This window comes from Massilia sp. TWP1-3-3, assembly GCF_049897805.1.
Classification (GTDB): domain Bacteria; phylum Pseudomonadota; class Gammaproteobacteria; order Burkholderiales; family Burkholderiaceae_D; genus Telluria_A.
In genome coordinates, this window is record NZ_JAFCWX010000011.1 from 178768 (window position 1) to 198440 (window position 19673).

Here is a 19673-nt window from a genome sequence, read left to right on the forward strand (position 1 = left end):
CCGGCAGTCCACCATTAGCGATCGTGAAAGATGCCATGAACCGTCCTCAGATGCTTATCATCGCCGCCAGCCTCGCGCTGGTCAATTGCGCGGCACTGGCCGCACCGGCCGCCGCCGCGCTGCCGGCCACCAATCCCCTGGCTGCGGCGAGCACGCTGCCTTACGAGTACCCGCCCTTCGACAAGATCAAGGACAGCCATTACCAGCCGGCTTTTGTTGCCGGCATGCGCGAAAACCTCAAGGAAATGGACGCGATTGCGAACAATGCGCAAGCGCCCACCTTTGACAACACCATCGTGGCAATGGAAAAATCGGGCCAGTTGCTCAACCGCGTACGCACCATTTTCTCGTCGCTGCAAGGGGCCAATACCAACGACAAGCTCGACGCGATCGACCGCGAGATGGCGCCCAAGCTGGCGGCGCACAGCGACGCCGTCTTCCTCAATGACAAGCTGTACCAGCGCGTCAAGACCCTGTACCAGCGGCGCGCCACGCTCGGGCTCGACCCGGAATCGGCATTTTTGCTGGAGCGCTACAACAAGGACTTTGTGCTGGCCGGCGCCGACCTCAAGCCGGAAGACAAGAAGCGTCTGAAAGCCTATAACGGCCAGATCGCCACGCTGCAAAGCACCTTTGGCCAGAACGTACTCAAGGAAACCAACGCCTCGGCGCTGGTGGTCAATGTGCGCACGGAACTTGCCGGCATGAGTGACGCCGAGATCACCGCCGCCGCCGCCGAAGCGGACAAGCGCGGCCTGAAAGGAAAATTCGTCGTGCCGCTGATGAACACCACCGGCCAGCCCGCGCTGGCGGTGCTGACCAACCGCGCCGTGCGCGAGCGCCTGCTGGCCGCGTCGATGAACCGCGGCAGCCACGGCGGCAAGTTCGACAACCGCGCCGTCGTGCTCAAGCTGGCCAAGCTGCGCGCCGAACGCGCCGCCCTGCTCGGCTACCCGGACTACGCCACCTATTCGCTGCTGGACCAGACGGCGCAAAACACGGCCAACGTCAACAAGCTGCTGTCCGAACTGGCCAAGCCGGCCGTTGCCAACGCGCGCAAGGAAGCAGCTGAAATCCAGAACATCATCGACGCCGAGAAGGGCGGTTTCAAGGTCGCCGCGCACGACTGGGCGTTTTATACCGACAAGGTGCGCGCGGCGCGCTACAGCTTTGACGAAAACCAGCTCAAGCCATATTTTGAGCTCGACAGCGTGCTGGTCAAGGGCGTGTTCTTTGCCGCTGAAAAGCTGTACGGCCTGACCTTCAAGGAACGCAAGGACTTGCCCGTGTACAACGACGACGTGCGCGTGTTCGACGTGTATGACGCCGACGGCAAGCAGTTGGCGATCTTCCTGGCCGACATGTACGCGCGCAGCAACAAGCGCGGCGGCGCCTGGATGAATGCTTACGTGTCCCAGAACAGCCTGCTTGGCAACATGCCGGTCGTGGCCAACCACTTGAACATTCCCAAGCCGCCAAAAGGCGAGCCGACCTTGCTCACCAGCGATGAAGTCAAGACGGCCTTCCACGAGTTTGGCCATGCCTTGCACGGCATGCTGTCAAATGTGAAATATCCCCGTTTTTCGGGCACCAACGTGCCGCGCGATTTCGTCGAGTATCCATCGCAAGTAAACGAAATGTGGATGACGGCGCCCGAAGTGCTGGCCAACTATGCCAAGCACTACAAGACCGGCGCCTTGATGCCGAAGGAGTTGCTCGACAAGGTCGCCGCATCGAAAAAATTCAACCAGGGCTTTACCACCACCGAGTACTTGGCGGCATCGATTCTCGACCAGCGCTGGCACCAGCTGAGCGCGGACAAGGTTCCCGGCGACGTGCTCGCTTTTGAAGCGGCCGCGCTGAAGGAGGCGGGCGTCGATTTTGCGCCGGTGCCGCCGCGCTACCGCAGCACGTATTTTTCGCACAGCATGGGCGGCGACTATTCCGCCGGCTATTACGCCTACCTGTGGAGCGAAAAGCTCGATGCCGACACCGTCGAATGGTTCCGCGAAAGCGGCGGCCTGCAGCGCAAGAATGGCGACCATTTCCGCAAAACGCTGCTTTCGCGCGGCGGCACGGCCGAAGCGATGGATTTGTTCCGCACGTTCCGCGGCCGCGATGCGAAGATCGAGCCTTTGCTGGAACGGCGCGGGCTGGTGGGCAACTGATCGATCGTCAGTCGTAAAAAAACCGCTCTGTACCTGGAGCGGTTTTTTTTCGGTCAGGACGGCGAAGGCCTAACTTGTGCCCTCTCAAGGAGGCCGTAGCAAAAGGGGCAACGGTGCAGCAGCACTATATCGTCCTCGCGAACGCGGCTGTAGCAGATGGGACCGCAGTGCCGCAGAGTTACATTGTCCTCGCGCAGTCGCCGGCGACACCTTTGCCGGTGCACTGGTGCGCGCTGCTGGCGAGAACGTCGGCAGCTACAGCATCAACGGCAACGCGCTGGCCAGTGGCAACTACCTGATCACGGCGCTCGACGGTGTCTTGAGCATCAGCGGCCGTCCGATCACCTTGACGGCCGACGCCAACACCAAGGTCTACGCCAACGCCGACCCGAGCCTGACCTACACGGTCGAAGCGGCAGGCGCCAGCCGTGGCCTGGTGGCGGGCGACAGCTTCACCGGCGCGCTCACCCGCAGCGCCGGCGAAAATGTCGGCAGCTACACGATCAACGCCAATGCACTGAGGAACGGCAACTACCTGATCACGGCAAGCAACGGCGCCTTGACCATCAGCGCGCGGCCGATCACGCTTGCCGCCGACGCCAAGACCAAGGTCTACGGCAGCGCCGACCCGGCGCTGACCTTCACTGCGGAAGCGGCCGGCGCCAGCCGTGGCCTGGTGGCCGGCGACAATGTCGGAAGCTACACGATCAATGCCAATGCGCTTGCCAATGGCAACTACGTGATTTCAGCCACCAATGGCGCCTTGAGCATCAGCAAGGCACAGCTGACCGTCACTGCCGATGACCAGGCCCGGCTGTATGGCGCGGTCAATCCGGTCTTTACGCAAACTGTCACCGGCTTCGTCAATGGGGATACGCGCGCCGTGGTCAGCGGTTCGGCCAACGCAACGAGTACCGCAAATGGCATCACGCCAGTGGGGTACGCGGTCATTAGCGCCAACGCAACGGGGCTGGTTGCGACCAACTACGACTTCACCAAACTGGTGGACGGCACGCTGGCGATCACGGCGCAAGACGGCGCAATCAAGGATGCCATCACCAGTGCGCTGTCCGCTACTTCTGTCAAACTTGCCGGCGGCAACCGCGACGAAGTGCTGCAACAAGGCGATGAGCCGGCGTCCTTCGGCTATCGCTTCAATGGCAACGGCAAGCGCAGCCTGGCCAGGTTGAATCTGAAAGTGGTCAACAACGGCATCAAATTGCCGGATGCGGTGCAGCTCGGCGAGGTGCCTGAAGACTAAGCAGGTTGGGCGGCGGGGCCACCCGCCGGCCCCGCGGCGGGAACAGGAACACTTTGCGTCTGGAGAAAGGGTAGACTGTTGCCTTTTGCTCAAGGAGGCAATATGGCTTGGCTGGTCACAAAATACCTGATTACGGCAGGCTTGGTCGTGCTGATATCGGAAGCGGCAAAACGCAGCGACCGGCTCGGCGGCCTGTTCGCTGCGTTGCCATTGGTAACGTTCCTTGCGCTGATCTGGTTGTATCTTGAAAAGCAGCCGCCGGAAAAGATCGCCAATCACGCCTGGTACACATTCTGGTACGTGGTACCGACGCTGCCGATGTTCCTCGCTTTTCCCGTGCTGTTGCCGCGTTTGGGATTCTGGCTCACGCTCATTGCCAGTGTCGGCATTACGGCCTGTTGTTTCGTGGCGTTTGCTGTCGTGATGCGCCAGTTCGGCGTCGAGTTGCTTCCGTGAGCGCGCCCGCCTTGACCGTGCCTGGCATTGTCCCGTAACGTCATGTTTCCTTCCAAACGCATCAGCACCGCGCTCATGCTGCTCGTCATCGCAGCGACCTGGATCAAGCCGCCCGACCCGATGGAACAGGCAATGCATGGCTCCCTGACCGTGCTTGCCCTGTTTTTGATGTGGCGCTATAGCGCGCGCCTGCAGGTTGGCGACCGGGATTTTTTCTTCATGGCCTTGTTCCTGTCCGTGCATTCGATCGCGGCGCGCTGGCTGTATTCGTATGTGCCCTACGATGCATGGGGCCAGAGCCTGTTCGGGTTTTCCATCAATGCCACGATGGGCTGGACGCGCAATCACTTCGACCGGCTGGTGCATTTCATGTTCGGTGCCTGTTTTACGCCGTGCATTGCCTCGTACGTGATCCGGCGCTATGTCGTCACGCCACTGCGCGCCTTTGTGATCGCCATTTCGGCCATCATGATCGCCAGCCTCTGGTATGAGTGGTTCGAGCTGGCCGTCGCCATGACGCTTTCCGGCAAGGACGCCGAAGCCTACAACGGCCAGCAGGGCGATATGTGGGACGCGCACAAGGACATGCTGATGGCGACCTTGGGCAGCCTGGGCTGGGCGCTGGTGTATGCCCGCAGCAGTGCGGGCGTGGCACCGGCGCCCCAGCCATGACTGTCGCGCGTCCCGCGTAGCACGGCAAGATCTGCAAGGTATCGTGCCGCGATTCCTTGTCGAATAAAATGGAAAAATAGTTTCGCCTCCTTATACTTGGTTCCATTGAGCTGCACCTTGATGGATAACCTGAAGGAGTGAAAATGATGTTTAATTTGAAAAGTGTTCTTGCTGTCTGCCTCACCGGTGGCGCACTGTCGGCCTGCTACGTGATGCCGCTGAACCAGACCATGCCCGGCGGGGGCGGCTACAGCGCCTCGGGCACCGCGATCATCCCGATGGCCGCGATCCGCGCGCCTTACACGGCCCGCCTGTATCCGGGCAACCAAGCAGCCTCGCGCATGGGGGCCACGTCGGGCATCATCAGCAATCCGGAAGACGGGCACGGCCAATTTTCGTTCAATGTAGGCGGCGAGTCTTACCAGGGGGAAGCGACGCGCGCGCCCCACTCGTCCAAGGGCCTGGCCAATGCCAGCGGCAACCGCGGCGGCTTTGCGCGCTGCGACTATGCGATGAGCAGTGCCACGCTCGGTTCCGGCTCGTGCCTGTTTGCCAACGGCGCGCGGTACGACCTGCATGTTTCCCAATAAGCCTGCGCGCCCGGCATGGTCGCCGGGGGCATTTCGGTGTAAAGTTACCCGTATGGCTTTACTTAACATTGGAGACTGCAACAACAATGAGTGTTCAGGAATTACACGGTATTACATTAGAATCGATCCTGACGCGCCTGGTGGAGCATTACGGGTGGGAAGCGCTGGGCAAGCAGATCGACATCAAATGCTTCAACAGCGACCCGAGCGTCAAGAGCAGCCTGACTTTTTTGCGCAAGACCCCCTGGGCGCGCAGCAAAGTGGAAGAGTTGTACCTGCAGACGCAGTTCACACCATAAATCGAGGATGACATGTTGAATCAAGACACAGCAAACCTCAAAGCCCATTTGCAGGACTTGCACGCCAATCTGGCCCAGACCGGCGACATCGATGAAGAATTGCAGTCGCTGCTGCGCCAGCTCGACGGCGACATCCGCACCCTGCTCGAACGGCGCACGGCGATTGACGCCCCCGCCGCCGCCGTTGACGACGCCGAATCGCAGACCTTCGGCCTGGCCGAGCGCACCCAGGAACTTACCGCCCGCTTCGCGGTCGACCATCCGCGGCTTGAGCCTGCGCTGCGCGAACTGGGGCGCATGCTCGCCAATATGGGAATCTGATCGCGCCTTAACTGTGCAGCTTGCCTGCACAGTCGATCGCGCAGCAGATTGCACCGCGCTGCCTGTTTTTGTGGCGCAAACGTCACAAGTTATTGATAATCAAGACGTTTTTGCATGATCCCCGTCTGGAATTTTCCGGCAGGGCGAGTCGGCAGCGCGCGTTTTCCGGTACAATACCGGCCAATGAACTCCCCAATCAACCTGTTTGCGACCGTCCCCAAGCGGTCTAGCCGCGCTTCCGCCGCGCCTTTCCTTCCCATGTCCCGCGCCGAAATGGCCGACCTGGGCTGGGACCAGTGCGACGTCATCCTGGTCACCGGCGACGCCTATATCGACCATCCGAGTTTCGGCATGGCGCTGGTCGGCCGCCTGCTCGAGGCGCAGGGTTACCGGGTCGGCATCATCAGCCAGCCCGATTGGCTGTCGGCCGAACCGTTCCGCGCGCTGGGCAAGCCGCGCCTGTATTTCGGCATCACCGCCGGCAACATGGACTCCATGGTCAACCGCTACACGGCCGACCGCAAGATCCGTTCCGACGACGCCTACACGCCCAACGGCGAGCCGAACAAGCGTCCGGACCGCACCGTCACCGTCTACGCCCAGCGCGCGCGCGAAGCCTTTCCCGACGTGCCCGTTATCATCGGCTCGATCGAAGCATCGCTGCGCCGCATTGCCCACTACGATTACTGGTCCGACAAGGTGCGCCGCTCGGTGCTGCCCGATTCCAAGGCTGACCTGCTACTGTTCGGCAATGCCGAGCGGGCGCTGGTCGACCTGACCCACCGCATGGCGGCCGGCGAAAGCATCAAGGATATCCGCGACCTGCGCGGCACCGCCTTCATGGCCCCGGGCGGCTGGCTGCCGGGCCCGGACTGGGGCGTGCACAATTCGAGCCGGGTCGACGTGCCCGGCAAGGTTGACCCCCTTCCCGATCCGTACGCCATGGCCCAGGAAGACAAGGCCGCCTGCGCCACTGAAAATGCATCAGGCATCGCCTCGACCCCGCCGCTTGAGGTCATCAAGCCGATCCGCATCATGACGCGCGAAGAGCGCCAGGCCATGCTGCGCGAGCAGCACAACAAGACCGTGGTGCGCCTGCCGGCGTACGACGTGGTCAAGGACGACCCGGTCATGTACGCGCACGCCTCGCGCGTGTTCCACCTGGAATCGAACCCCGGCAATGCGCGCGCCATCGTGCAGGCGCACGGCGAGCGCGACGTCTGGATCAATCCGCCGCCGCTGCCGCTGGCGATGGATGAAATGGACGGCGTGTACGACATGAATTACGCGCGCGCCCCGCATCCAAGCTACGGCAAGGCCAAGATTCCGGCCTGGGACATGATCCGCTTTTCGGTCAACATCATGCGCGGCTGCTTTGGCGGCTGCACCTTTTGCTCGATCACGGAGCATGAAGGGCGGATCATCCAGAGCCGCTCGGAGCCGTCGATCCTGCGCGAAATCGAGCATATCCGCGACAAGACCAAGGGTTTTACGGGTACCATTTCCGACATGGGCGGGCCAACCGCCAACATGTACCGGCTCGCCTGCAAAGACAAGGCGATCGAGGTATCGTGCCGCCGCCTGTCGTGCGTGTATCCGACCATTTGCGTCAATCTGGGTACCGACCACAGCAAACTAATCTCGCTGTACCGCAAGGCGCGCGCCATTCCAGGCATCAAAAAAGTGCTGATCAGCTCGGGCTTGCGTTACGACCTGGCCGTGCGTTCGCCCGAATACGTCAAAGAACTGGTTACCCACCACGTGGGCGGCTTGCTCAAGATTGCGCCCGAGCACACCGAGGAAGGCACGCTGTCCAAGATGATGAAGCCGGGCATCGGCGCCTATGACGAGTTCAAGGAAATGTTCGACCGTTTCTCGCTGGAAGCCGGCAAGAAGCAGTACCTGATTCCCTACTTCATCGCCGCCCACCCGGGCACAACCGATGAAGACATGCTCAATTTGGCGCTGTGGCTAAAGAAAAACAACTTCAAGCTCGACCAGGTGCAAACCTTCATGCCCACGCCGATGGCCATGGCAACGACCATGTACCATTCGCGCAAGAATCCGCTGCACAAGGTGACGGCCGATTCCGAGGTCGTCGAGACCGCCAAAAGCGGCAAGGTGCGGCGCGCGCACAAAGCCTTTTTGCGCTACCAGGACCCGGCCAACTGGCCGATCCTGCGCGAGACGCTGGTCAAGATGGGCCGTGGCGACCTGATCGGCAATGGCGACCGGCACCTGGTGCCGAGCTGGCAGGCGTCCGAAGACGGCGGCCTGGCTGCGGGCGAGCGCAAGCGCCAGACCTCCGGCGCCGGCACGCTCGACAAGTTCGCCGCCGCGCCCAAGCGCAAGACCGAGCGCGCGAGTGCGCCCACGCCGTTCATCTCGCCCGAATCGAAGGTGCGCGCCTCGATCCTGTCGACCATCAAAACGCGTCACAAGGTCGCTGCAGCCCCCGCCGCCAAAGCGCGCCCCGGCCGCAAATAGCGTTGCCATCAAACCGGGGTCAGACCACTTTTGCAAAACTGCAAAAGTGGTCTGACCCCGGTTTGATTTTTTGGCAAGCCGTTGTTGTCATGCACGGCGGATCGGGTTTTTCGCCTGTTCTGTAACGAACAATCGTACAATCGGATGTTAGGTTGCCATAGTGCACCATCCGAGAATGCGTACCGTTTGATGACATCTTTGTTCCTGTTGCGGCGCTGCCTGTCCTTGTGGCCGAGCGCGTCCATCGCTGCCGCGTTCGCCCTGTGCGCATGCCTGCCGGCGCACGCGCAGGACAAAGTCACGCTCCAGCTCAAGCATACCCACCAGTTCCAGTTCGCCGGCTATTATGCCGCCGTCGAAAAAGGATTTTACCGCGACGCCGGGCTCGACGTGACCATCGCCGAAGGCCGCGATGGCGGCGAACCGGAGCGGCGCGTGATCGACGGCAGCGCCGACTATGGCGTGGGCAGCAGCAGCCTGCTGCTGGCGCGCGCCGCCGGCAAGCCGCTGGTCGTGCTGGGCGTGATCCTCCAGCATTCGCCCTACGTGCTGCTGGTGCGCCACCGCGACCAGGCGGGGATCGGCCACATCAAGGGCAAGCGCGTCATGATCGGCTCGCTCGTCGACGAGCTCACCCAGGCCGATGAACTGATTGCCTTCCTGACCAAGGAGGGCGTGCCCGTCAAGAGCCTGGTACGGGTCGAGCATACTTACAATATCAGCGACCTGATGAGCGGCAAGGTCGAGGCGATGTCGGCCTACGTCACCAACGAGCCCGACTACCTGGACCGGCTCGGCTTCGCCTACGACGTCTACAGCCCGCGCGCGGCGGGCATCGATTATTACGGCGACAACCTGTTTACCAGCGAGCGCGAAATCGCCGCCCATCCGGCGCGCGTGAAGGCGTTTCGCGCCGCCAGCATGAAGGGCTGGGCCTATGCCATGGCGCACCAGGAGGAAATGGCCGACCTGATCATCGCCAAATACACCACGCGCCATGACCGCCAGCACCTGCTGTTCGAGGCGCGCCAGATGGTCGCGCTGGTGCAGCCGGTGCTGGTTGAAATCGGCTACATGAATCCGGACCGTTGGCGCCACATCGCCGATTCCTACGCCGACCTGGGCATGCTGCCGCGCGGGGTCACGTACGACGGCTTCCTGTACCAAAGTTCGCCGATGGCGAACACGATGGCGTGGCTGTACCGGGTGCTGATCGGCGCCACCGTGCTGCTGTTTGCCGGCGCCGGCGTGCACGTGTGGCTGCTGGCGCGCGAACGGCGCCGCGCGCAGTACGCCATCCGCAAGGGCGAGCAGCGCTTTCGCACCATGTTCGAAGAGGCGCCGATGGGCATTGCGCTGATCGACTCGCGCACCGGCGAATTCAAGGACGTCAATCCGCGCTACGCCGAGATCACCGGCCGCAGCTTCGAGCAGATCAAGAGCGGCCACTGGACCGACATCTCGCACCCGGACGACATGGCCGACGACGTCATGCTGATGGCGCAGCTGAGCGAAGGCGCCGCCGTCGGCTTCAAGACCAGCAAACGCCTGCTGCGCCCGGACGGCTCGGTGGTGTGGGTCGACATGTCGATCGCGAAAATCGAAACGGCCAGCGACGCCCAGCCGCACCACCTGTGCATGATCGAAGACGTGACGGAGCAAAAAAAGTCGGAAGCGATGATCTGGCAGCAGGCCAACTTCGATCCGCTGACCGAACTGCCCAACCGGCGCATGTTCCACGACCGCCTTGAGCACGACATCATGAAAAGCCGGCGCGATGGACAGCGCATTGCGATTTTGTTCATCGACCTCGATCATTTCAAGGAAATCAACGACACGCTCGGCCACCACCAGGGCGACATCCTGCTGATCGACGCCGCGCGCCGGATCCGCTCCTGCGTGCGCGAGACCGACACCGTGGCGCGCCTGGGCGGCGACGAGTTCACGGTGATTTTGTCGGACCTGTCGGCGGTCTCGCCGGTGGACGTGATTGCCCAGAAAATCCTCGACGTCCTGCAGGCGCCGTTCCAGCTTGGCGAAGAGCAGGCGTTTGTCTCGGCCAGCATCGGCATCACGCTGTATCCGGACGACGCGCGCGACATCGACGACCTGCTCAAGCACGCCGACCAGGCCATGTACGCGGCCAAGGGTGCCGGGCGCAACCGCTTCAGCTACTTCACGCCGGCCTTGCAGGTCGCGGCACTCAACCGCATGCGGCTGACCAATGACTTGAGGAGCGCCCTCAAGGGCGACCAGTTCCGCGTGTTCTTCCAGCCCATCGTCCACCTGAAGACCGGGAGCATCCACAAGGCCGAGGCGCTGATCCGCTGGCAGCATCCGCAGCGCGGGCTGGTCAGCCCGATGGAATTCATCCCGCTGGCCGAGGCGAGCGGGCTGATTCTGGACATTGGCGAGTGGGTGTTCAAGGAGTCGGCACGCTGGGTCCAGCGCTGGCGGGCCGAGCACAATGCGCGCTTTCAAGTCAGCGTCAACCAGTCGCCGCTCGAATTTCAGCGCGAGGGCAAGGGTTACGAAGGCTGGTTCGCGCATCTGGACGCGCTCGGGCTCGACGGCGACGCGGTCGTGGTCGAGATCACCGAGGGCTTGCTGCTTGACGCCAGCACCGGCGTGACCGACAAGCTGCTGGCGCTGCGCGACGCCGGCATCCAGGTAGCGTTGGACGATTTCGGCACCGGCTATTCGTCGCTGTCGTACCTGAAGAAATTCGATATCGACTACCTGAAGATCGACCGTTCGTTCACCCGCAACCTGGCGCCCAACACCAGCGACATGGCCTTGTCGGAAGCGATCATCGTCATGGCCCACAAGCTGGGCCTGCGCGTGATCGCCGAAGGGGTGGAAACGCAGCAGCAGTGCGATTTGCTGCTCGCGGCGGGCTGCGACTACGGGCAGGGATATTTATTCGCCAGGCCGATGCCGGGCGAGGAGTTCGACGCCTTGCTGCGCGCGCAAAAAGTGACGCTGTGAGTCACCGGGGACGATGTATACGGGCTAATCGACCAGATCGGCACTGGCCTGCTTGCGCCTGAGCGCCATTGCGTTGCGATGCCGGGCGCGCAGGCGCGGGTCGGTGATCAGCATCCCGAGCGTCTCGCCGATCACCATCACCACGCCCAGGATCGGCAGCACCAGCATCAGGCCGGCCACGCCGGCCACGGTGCCCCCCGCAAAAATCATCACCACCGTCATCAGGGGATGGATCTGCAGGCTGCGCCCCAGCGTCATGGGCATGAAGATAAAGTCGTCAAGCAGGCGCACCGCGATGAACACCCCGATCGCGCTATAGGCGATCAGCGGGTCGGCCGGCGCGTCGGTCGAGGCCACCACCACCACCATCACGCAGCCGAGGATCGAGCCGACAAACGGCACCCAGGCCAGCAGCGCCGACATCAGCCCCAACGCCAGGGGCGATGTCACGCCGATTGCCCACAGTCCGAGCGCCAGCATGATGGTGTCGATGATGGTCAGCTTGATCAGCCCGACGAAATAGCGGCGCGCGGTCTGGTCCACTTCATGCAGCAGGAACAGCGTACGCTCGAAGAACGCATTGGGCACCGCGCGCGCCAGGAATTTTTCAAACTTGGCGCCGTCGCGCAGGAAAAAATACGTCAGGAAGGGCGCCAGCAGCAGCGACGGCAGCCAGCCCGCGGTGGCGACGACGATGCCGGCCAGGTGCTGCTGCGCGAAGTTGTCGGTAAATAGCTTGAAGCGCTTGTTGACGACCGAGGTCAGGTGGATCTGTTCGAGCACCGGGAACTTCGCCTCCAGCAGGTGCATCGAGTTGCGCACGAAGGCCACGCCGCCCTCCAGATAGTGCCCGATCAGTGCCTGCCACGAGTCGGCGGCCGAATCGCTCCATGAAAACGCGGCCACCACGACCAGTGAAAGTAGCGCAAAAAAGCCGCCGCCCACGGTCAGCGCGGCCAGGTCCTGGCCCACGCCGAGGCGGATCAGGCGCTGCATCGGGCCGAGCAGGATGTAGTACAGGATGGTGCCGAACAGGAAAGGGATCGCCAGCCACATCATGTGCTCGAGCAGCATCAGCAGCACGATGGTGGCCGCGATGATGCCGGCCCATACCACCGGCCCGGCGCGCCGCGCGTACATCACAGCGCCTCCTCCAGCGCCGCGCCGCCCATCGACTCGCGCAGGCGCTGCCCGATCAGGCGCGCCAGCGCGAGCGCGATCTTGTAGCCGATCTTGGCGTCCGTTTCCATCAGCCCGAGAAAGTCGGCGCGGAAGAAGACTGCCACTTCGAGCTGGCCGACGGCGCGCGCCTGGGCGTTGCGGGCCGTATCGTCGAGCAGCGCCAGGTCGCCGAATACGGCGCCGGGACCGAGTTCGGCGACCATGCGAAAGGCGCTGTCGTGCGCCTGGCTGATGACCACGCGTCCGGCCGTGATCAGATACAGCGCCTGGCCTTCCTCGCCTTCGTCGAAAACGATTTCATCGCCCAGGAAGCGGCGCTCGTGCATGAGACCGTCGACAATCTTGAGTTCCAGCGGCGTGAGCGAATCAAACAGCGGACAAAGCTTGAGGCTGGCCTGGCGCGGGGACAGGGGTTGCGGCTTGAACAATCCAAAAATCAAGGGAGCTCCGGCAAGAACGTAGATGGGTTTGATTATGCGCCACGGGGATGGCCGGCGCAGCAGATTCGCGCCGCGTGGTGCTAAAAACGTCACACGGGCAAGGAGCGTAGGGCCGAGGCGAGAGCCGGGCATGCAGGAGGATGGACAAATGCAAAAAGGGCCCGACGAATCGGGCCCTTTTCTTGATGCTGGCGGAGCGGACGGGACTCGAACCCGCGACCCCCGACGTGACAGGCCGGTATTCTAACCAACTGAACTACCACTCCGTATTAATCTGATCGGTACTGCTGATCATGATGCCACGTCTCTGATCTGGTGGGCGCTGAGAGGCTCGAACTCCCGACCTAAGCCTTGTAAGGGCTCCGCTCTACCAACTGAGCTAAGCGCCCGCACACTTCTATTCAGAGACTGCATCCGACGATTGTCACCTCGTCTGAAGAGGCCGAATCATATACTATTTTTTTCAAAGTGCGCAAGTGCTTTGCGAAAAAAACCCAAAATTGTTCAATTTCATTGATGCCCCGTCCACTCCGGGGATGGTGGGGAATGGCGCGCCGCCTTTGCTTTTTCATGAACAGCATTCGCATCGCCCATCGTTGTTGCAGCTCTGCGTAGCGGCCCTGATCGCCGCATTGCCCCTGGCCGCCGACGGCAACGGGCGCGACGCCGACCCGAGCGACCCGGGCGACGCCACCGTCGCCGGCCAGTGCGGCGCCGGTTCGGGCGCATCAAACTCCAGCTGGCACGGCACCCACGTCGCCGGTTCGATCGCCGCCAAAACCAACAATGGCGTGGGCGTAGCCTTCAACGCAAAAATCGTCCCGGTTCGGGTGCTGGGCAAGTGCGGCGGCTACCCGTCCGACATTGCCGACGCCATCATCTGGGCTTCCGGCGGCGCCGTCAGCGGCGTGCCCGCCAACGCCAATCCGGCGCGCGTGATCAACATGTCGCTAGGCGGCGGCGGCGCCTGCGCCAACACCTCGCAAAACGCGATCAACAGCGCCCGTTCGCGCGGCACGGTGGTGGTGGTCGCGGCCGGTAACTCGAACGCCGACGCCAGCGGCGCCAACCCGGCAAACTGCTCCGGCGTGGTTGCGGTGGCCGCCACCAACCGCTCCGGGGGACGGGCGTACTACTCGAACTATGGCGCCGTGGTCGACGTGGCCGCTCCCGGCGGCGACGCGCGCACGGCTGGCGGCGGCATCCTGTCGACCCTGAATGCCGGCACCACGACGCCGGGCGCCGACAGCTATGCTTTTTACCAGGGCACCTCGATGGCTGCGCCCCATGTGGCCGGCGTCGCGGCGCTGATGATCTCGAAAACCCCGGGTCTGACGCCGACCAGATCGAGAGCACCTTCAAGTCGACCGCGCGCGCCTTTCCGGCGGCGTGCGGCGGCTGCGGCGCGGGCATTGTCGACGCCACCGCGGCACTAAGTGGTGGCAGCACCCCGCCGCCAGCGGCGGTACGGACACCGCGAGCGGCAAGTACACGCTGCGGCTGACATGGTAACAAAAGCATGTGAAAAGGGACGGGTGGCTAGCCACACGTCCCTTTTTTCCTGCGCGGCGCCGCTTGGCGCCTTTACATGCGGCTACCTGCAACGCGCCTACCCACAACGCGGCTACTCGTATGCCCCCAAGCGCCGCTGTTCCTCTTCGCTGAAGTATTTGCTGCGTAACTGCTGCAGCATCGCTTCCGCGCCTGGTTGCAGCGCGGCGCGGTCGGTCTTGTAGGCCGCAATGCGCAGCTTCCAGTCCGCTTCCTCGCGGTCTAGCTGCGCCAGGCGGCTGGCCCCTTCGGGCGAGAACGCGGCCGCCCGCACCCGATACACTTCATCGTCGCTGGCGCCCTGTTCGCGCATTTTCTGCACGCTTTCCTCGGTCCGCAGGACCCGGGTGGGCGCCTCGCGTTCCGCGCGCATCGCAGGCGAGAGCTTCTTGTCGAGCGCGGCCAGCTTTTCGGCCCTTTGTTCGGCCGTCAGCTTCGGGTCGACGCTGATGTCGACGCGGGCCAGCGCATCGAGGTCGTAGGCGTCGCTAAAGCCGAACAGGCCCGCGCTCTCGGCCGGCGTAAAGAAGCGCGCGCGCAGCTTTTGCGTCGCCTCCAGGCGCGCGCGCGCCGACTTGGCCATGTCGCTGGTGGCGACCATCTGCTGCTCGACGTCGACCAGCGCGCGCTTGTACTCGAGATAGCTGGCGAGCAGGCGCTTGGCCTGCGCAGCCGGACCAGGCTTGAGGCGCCGGTCCAGCTCACGTTCGATCTCGGCGCGAATCGCACCGAGGTCTTTCTCGCCCAGCCCGGCCAGGTAGTAGTCGAACAGGTGTCCCAGTTCGGCGTCTACCACCAGGTCGCCGTCGGCGCTTTGCTTGATGTCGCCGTCGGGCCGCGTGCCCTCCATCGAGCGCACGAACGCAAACGGATCGGCTTCCTGCCGCACCTTGTCCGCGGGCGCGGGAAGGTCCGGCCGCGCGAACATGCCATACAGCAGGCCGGCGGCGAGCAAGAGCGCCCCCAGCTTGGTCAATCTGCTCAAGGCGGCCATGGCAAGCCCCTACAGGCCCAGTGCCTGCAGGCGGTTGGCCTGCTGGCGGAACACCGTGACAGGACTCGTTTCAAACAGGTTGACGATGCCGATCAGCTGGTTGACTTCATCGGCGTGGTTCATGCCGTAGTCGTCGCGGATGGTGCGGCCGAGGTGGCTCTTGCAGCTGGCGACCAGGCCGTCGTTCTTTTCGCCGATGGCCGCGCCGGTGAGCAGGAAGATCGGGTCCAGCGCGTCGAGTGCGTTGGTCCAGCTCTTGCCGCCGCTCCAGGAGAAATAATGCACGCCGTTGACGACATACGCGCCTTCGCCGCAGGCCGTGGTCGGCAGGCCGGCCGGATGACGCGCATTGAAGGCGGCGGTGCCGGCGGTGGACAGCGAGGTCAATGCGGCGCGGCCGTTTTGCGGCAGGCCGCCGCTGCCCGACAAAAAGCTGAGCAGGGATGCCACGGCGTTGGCCAGCGTGCTGGTCACGCCCGGCACCAGGCCAAGCGCGATGTCGGCCACTTTGGAGCCCTTGTTTACGCCGGCCACCGAGCTGACCGAGGCGATCAGGTCGGGACGCACCGAGGCGACATAGCGGCTGGTCGGCCCGCCGTGGCTGTGGCCGATCAGGTTGACCTTTTCCAGGCGGGTGGCGGCAATGATTTGCTTGACCTGGAGCAGCAGCTGTTCGCCGCGCACTTCGGTACTGTTGGCGGCCGACACGCTGGTGGTGTAGACCGTCGCGCCGCCGCTGCGCAGCGATGAGGGAATGCCGTAGAAATACTCGACGGGGCCAATGTTGTCGAAGCCTAACAGGCCGTGAACGAGGACGATGGGGTACTTGGTCTGGGTGTAACCCAGTGCCCAGGATGGGGCAGGCACGGCGAGCGCTGCTGCGAGGACTACGGATGCGCACTTCCAAAAGCGATTCTTCATTTTGTCTCCTGATGGTTTTTTAGAATTGAAGTCGACTACTGGAACTGAAGTTGTGCGGTTCAAGCCGCACATTCCTTCGTGTTACCGAGCTCACCAGATCTTTCCGCTCATGCAAGCCTGGAAATTATGTTTCAAATTAGAGCGAGCGCTCGGTTTTTTGAATTTAGCACCCTATTCCGTAAAAAGCATGACGCAGCGCAATAAGTGCGCTCGTTCTTTTCTGACCAGAACTTATCTGTGGTTTTAAAGCGATATAATCGTGCTGGGAACCAACTTAAGGCCACGGCGAGCGCAATATGGCAAGTATCCAGTCCAGACGTTTCGACTTCGATCAATTCCAGACCATGACGCCGCTCAACGGTGAGACGATCTGGGCCTATCTGGTCGACCGCCATGCCGAGCGCATTGGCGTCAAGCGGCGCAAGCCGGCGCTTGAAAACATGGAAAAAATCTTCGTCGCGACGTTCCGGCTCGCCAACGAGGTGGGTTTTCGCGCCATGAGCCTGCGCGACCTGTGCCGCGAGACGGGTTTGTCGATGGGCGGGCTATACGGCTATATCGAAGGCAAGGACCAACTGGCCGAGATGATCGAGGATGTGGTGCGCCAGACAACCTACGAGCTGCCGCGCATGTTTGCCCACATCGAGGATCCGCGCGAGCGGCTCGAGTCGCTCGTGCGCGGGACGATTTATTTGTCCGAGATATTGCAGCCGTGGTTTTATTTCGTCTACATGGATTCGCGCGTGCTCCATTTCGACCAGCGCAACATGGCGAAAAACTCGGAGCTGTCGATCCAGACGCTGATCGCGCAGTTGCTCGACGAGCTGCGCCCGCTGCCCGAGGGAAATACGACGCTGATCGCCGCCCATATCCTGGCCCTGTTCCAGGACTGGTACCTCAAGCGCTGGAAGTACAAGGCGGCCAAGGTCAGCGTGGATGAGTTTGCCGACAGCGTGTCGCTGTTCCTGCGCAGCCACCTGAGGTAGGGCATAAGGCCTGCCGCTTTTCCGCCCTACGATGGTGCAAACGGCAAGCTCTTGCAACATTGCGCGCGGTAAGCGATACTGTATGTAATCACAGTACTTCGCCCCCATCGTGAACCTTCCCACTCCCGTCCCCGCCTGCGAGCCGCAACGCTACATCGCCCATCTCGACATGGATGCCTTCTACGCGTCCGTCGAATTGCTCAAGTATCCGGAGCTGCGCGGCCAGGCGGTTGTCATCGGCGGCGGGCGCGACCAGCATCCAGTGGTGCAGGCCGACGGCCGGCGCCAGTTCGCCCTGATGCGCGACTATGTCGGGCGCGGCGTCGTCACCACGTCCACCTACGAGGCGCGCGCGCTCGGCGTGTTTTCGGCGATGGGCATCATGAAGGCGGCCAAGCTGGCCCCGGACAGCATCTTGCTGCCAACCGATTTTGACGCCTACCGCAAGTTTTCCAGCATGTTCAAGCAAGCCGTTGCGGACGTGGCGCCCATCATCGAAAACGTCGGCATCGATGAAATCTACATCGACCTGACCGAATTCGGCGCGCGCGCCCCCGCCGTCGCCCAACAAATCAAGGAACTGGTGTCGCACACCACGGGCCTGTCATGCTCGATTGGCCTGGCGCCCAACAAGCTGCTGGCCAAGATTTGCTCCGACCTGGAAAAGCCGAACGGCCTGACCATCCTGTCGCCCGAAGACGTCCAGACGCGCGTGTGGCCGCTGCCAGCCCACAAGATCAACGGCATTGGACCAAAGGCGCGCGAAAAGCTCAACAACCTGGGCATCGCCACCATTGGCGACCTGGCCGGCGCCGACGTGCACCTGCTGCGCGCCCACTTCGGCGAAGTCTATACCGCGTGGCTGGTGCGCGTGGCGCACGGTGTGGACGAGCGCCCGGTGCGCACCACCTCGGAAACCAAGTCGGTCAGCCGCGAGGTGACGTTCGAGCGCGACTTGCAAGTGGTAACGGACCGGCAGGTGCTGTCGGCCAAATTCGAGGCGCTGTGCGAGCGCGTGGCCGACGACCTGAAAAAACATGCGCTGGCCGGCAAGACGGTCGGCATCAAGCTCAAGTTCGAGGACTTCACCACCGTCACGCGCGACATCACGCTGCCGCGCAACACCGCTGACCCGCTGACCATCCTCAAGGCCGCGCGCGACTGCCTGAGGCGCGTCCCGTTTGAAAAAAAGATCCGGCTGCTGGGCGTGCGGATGTCGACGCTGACCGACTTGTCCGGCCTTGATGCCGGCGGCAATGCGCAGGCGGAACTGTTCCCATCGGTGTGAGTGAAGTCAACAACGAATGCGTTAAAAAGTTATTCGACGGCACCACAGTTGGACAAGCGCACCTGCCGGTTCGCCTACCCGACCGTGTAAAATGTCGTTCCGCTGGAAATATCGACTGAAACAAGGCAAACGCACATGTGGTTCAAGAATCTTCAGATTTATCGCCTGCCCGCACCATGGGCATTTACCCCTGAACAACTCGAAGCGGCGCTGGCGCCACAGAGCTTCGTGCCGGCCAACAGCAACGAATTGCTGCGTCAAGGCTGGGATTCGCCGCGCGGCAACGGCATCCTGGTTCACGTGGTCAACAAACAAATGCTGATCTTGCTGGGCACCGAGAAAAAGCTGCTGCCAAGCTCGGTGATCAACCAGGTCGCCAAGGCCAAGGCTGCCGAGATGGAAGAAGCCCAGGGTTTCGCGCCGGGCAAAAAGGCCATGAAGGAACTCAAGGAGCGCGTGGCCGACGAATTGCTGCCGCGCGCGTTCAGCATCCGCAGCAATGTCTGGACCTGGATCGATCCGGTCAACGGCTGGCTGGTGATAGACGCGGCCAGCCCGGGCAAGGCCGATGAAGTCATCAAGCTGCTGTTGAAAGCGGTCGACCGTATGCCGCTGGAAAGCTTGCGCGTGCAGCGCTCGCCGGTGGCCGTGATGACGGCCTGGCTGGAAACGGACGAGGCGCCGGTCGGCTTTACGGTCGACCAGGATACCGAATTGCGCGCCACCGGCGAGAGCAAGGCGGCCGTGCGCTATGTGAAGCACGCGCTGGAAGTGGACGATATCCGCCGCCACATCGCCGCCGGCAAGCAATGCACGCGCCTTGCCATGACGTGGAACGACAAGATCTCGTTCGTGCTGACCGAATCGCTGGCGATCAAGGGCATCAAGCCGCTGGACGTGATCAAGGAAAGCGACGCCAGCACGCGCAACGATGAAGAGCGTTTTGACAATGACATGATGCTGATGACGGGCGAATTGTCCAAGCTGATGACCGACCTGGTCGAAGCGCTGGGCGGCGAAGCCAAGGCGTGATGTAATAAAAGTAACGAAAAAACCATGATCGGCCCGG

The 19673-nt window shown here is 62.7% G+C and carries 17 protein-coding genes and 2 tRNA genes; 13 read left to right on the forward strand and 6 right to left on the reverse strand.

Annotated elements, in window-relative coordinates; all coding sequences use genetic code 11:
• Positions 1–35 precede the first annotated feature (35 nt).
• The 9 genes from ACP7D4_RS13740 (at position 36) to ACP7D4_RS13780 (ending at position 11242) form a co-directional block, all read left to right on the forward strand.
• Positions 36–2168: a M3 family metallopeptidase gene (locus ACP7D4_RS13740; RefSeq protein WP_426209580.1), complete on the forward strand. Its 2133-nt coding sequence runs from the start codon at positions 36–38 to the stop codon at positions 2166–2168.
• Positions 2169–2244: 76 nt separating this feature from the next.
• Positions 2245–3429 carry an MBG domain-containing protein gene (locus ACP7D4_RS13745; RefSeq protein WP_426209583.1) on the forward strand — a complete coding sequence of 395 codons (1185 nt, stop codon included), beginning with the start codon at positions 2245–2247 and terminating at the stop codon, positions 3427–3429.
• Between the two features lie 102 nt (positions 3430–3531).
• Positions 3532–3885 (forward strand): DUF3147 family protein, encoded by a 354-nt coding sequence (locus ACP7D4_RS13750; protein ID WP_426103668.1) that lies wholly within the window; start codon positions 3532–3534, stop codon positions 3883–3885.
• Between the two features lie 42 nt (positions 3886–3927).
• Complete coding sequence (locus ACP7D4_RS13755; protein WP_426103667.1) at positions 3928–4557, forward strand: DUF2238 domain-containing protein; 630 nt, start codon at positions 3928–3930, stop codon at positions 4555–4557.
• A gap of 146 nt (positions 4558–4703) precedes the next feature.
• Entirely contained in the window at positions 4704–5147 is a 444-nt protein-coding gene (locus tag ACP7D4_RS13760; protein WP_426209585.1) for a hypothetical protein, read from the forward strand.
• Between the two features lie 86 nt (positions 5148–5233).
• Positions 5234–5446: a VF530 family DNA-binding protein gene (locus ACP7D4_RS13765; RefSeq protein ID WP_426103665.1), complete on the forward strand. Its 213-nt coding sequence runs from the start codon at positions 5234–5236 to the stop codon at positions 5444–5446.
• A gap of 12 nt (positions 5447–5458) precedes the next feature.
• The gene (locus ACP7D4_RS13770; RefSeq protein WP_426103664.1) at positions 5459–5767 is read left to right on the forward strand and encodes a DUF4404 family protein; all 309 of its coding nucleotides are present in this window, start codon (positions 5459–5461) and stop codon (positions 5765–5767) included.
• A gap of 183 nt (positions 5768–5950) precedes the next feature.
• The gene (locus tag ACP7D4_RS13775; RefSeq protein ID WP_426209587.1) at positions 5951–8254 is read left to right on the forward strand and encodes a YgiQ family radical SAM protein; all 2304 of its coding nucleotides are present in this window, start codon (positions 5951–5953) and stop codon (positions 8252–8254) included.
• A 189-nt stretch (positions 8255–8443) separates the two neighbouring features.
• Positions 8444–11242, forward strand: coding sequence for an EAL domain-containing protein (locus tag ACP7D4_RS13780; RefSeq protein ID WP_426209589.1), 2799 nt, complete (start codon positions 8444–8446; stop codon positions 11240–11242).
• Between the two features lie 24 nt (positions 11243–11266).
• Here the strand turns inward: ACP7D4_RS13780 and ACP7D4_RS13785 are convergent, their stop codons facing one another.
• The 4 genes from ACP7D4_RS13785 to ACP7D4_RS13800 all read right to left on the reverse strand — a co-directional run bounded on the left by ACP7D4_RS13785 (position 11267) and on the right by ACP7D4_RS13800 (position 13253).
• On the reverse strand, positions 11267–12382 hold the full coding sequence (locus ACP7D4_RS13785; protein ID WP_426103661.1) for an AI-2E family transporter: 1116 nt from the start codon (positions 12380–12382) through the stop codon (positions 11267–11269).
• Positions 12382–12864, reverse strand: coding sequence for a cyclic nucleotide-binding domain-containing protein (locus ACP7D4_RS13790; protein WP_426103660.1), 483 nt, complete (start codon positions 12862–12864; stop codon positions 12382–12384). The genes ACP7D4_RS13785 and ACP7D4_RS13790 overlap by 1 nt, the downstream gene beginning before the upstream one ends.
• Positions 12865–13053: 189 nt before the next feature.
• Positions 13054–13130, reverse strand: a tRNA-Asp gene (locus ACP7D4_RS13795).
• 47 nt (positions 13131–13177) lie between these two features.
• Positions 13178–13253: transfer RNA gene (locus ACP7D4_RS13800), tRNA-Val, on the reverse strand.
• A gap of 207 nt (positions 13254–13460) precedes the next feature.
• Here ACP7D4_RS13800 and ACP7D4_RS13805 point away from each other — a divergent pair.
• The gene (locus ACP7D4_RS13805; RefSeq protein ID WP_426209591.1) at positions 13461–14300 is read left to right on the forward strand and encodes a S8 family serine peptidase; all 840 of its coding nucleotides are present in this window, start codon (positions 13461–13463) and stop codon (positions 14298–14300) included.
• A gap of 188 nt (positions 14301–14488) precedes the next feature.
• On the opposite strand, the gene ACP7D4_RS13810 is transcribed toward ACP7D4_RS13805, so the two are convergent.
• Together ACP7D4_RS13810 and ACP7D4_RS13815 are read right to left on the reverse strand one after the other, a co-directional pair.
• Entirely contained in the window at positions 14489–15409 is a 921-nt protein-coding gene (locus ACP7D4_RS13810; protein ID WP_426209593.1) for a lipase secretion chaperone, read from the reverse strand.
• Positions 15410–15418: 9 nt separating this feature from the next.
• Complete coding sequence (locus ACP7D4_RS13815) at positions 15419–16330, reverse strand: lipase family alpha/beta hydrolase (RefSeq protein ID WP_426209595.1); 912 nt, start codon at positions 16328–16330, stop codon at positions 15419–15421.
• Between the two features lie 296 nt (positions 16331–16626).
• Here ACP7D4_RS13815 and ACP7D4_RS13820 point away from each other — a divergent pair, with 296 nt between their 5' ends.
• The 3 genes from ACP7D4_RS13820 to ACP7D4_RS13830 all read left to right on the forward strand — a co-directional run bounded on the left by ACP7D4_RS13820 (position 16627) and on the right by ACP7D4_RS13830 (position 19636).
• Positions 16627–17316 carry a TetR/AcrR family transcriptional regulator gene (locus ACP7D4_RS13820; protein WP_426209596.1) on the forward strand — a complete coding sequence of 230 codons (690 nt, stop codon included), beginning with the start codon at positions 16627–16629 and terminating at the stop codon, positions 17314–17316.
• Between the two features lie 109 nt (positions 17317–17425).
• Complete coding sequence (gene dinB, locus ACP7D4_RS13825) at positions 17426–18604, forward strand: DNA polymerase IV (protein WP_426103655.1); 1179 nt, start codon at positions 17426–17428, stop codon at positions 18602–18604.
• Positions 18605–18739: 135 nt separating this feature from the next.
• Entirely contained in the window at positions 18740–19636 is an 897-nt protein-coding gene (locus ACP7D4_RS13830; RefSeq protein WP_426103654.1) for a recombination-associated protein RdgC, read from the forward strand.
• Positions 19637–19673 lie beyond the last annotated feature (37 nt).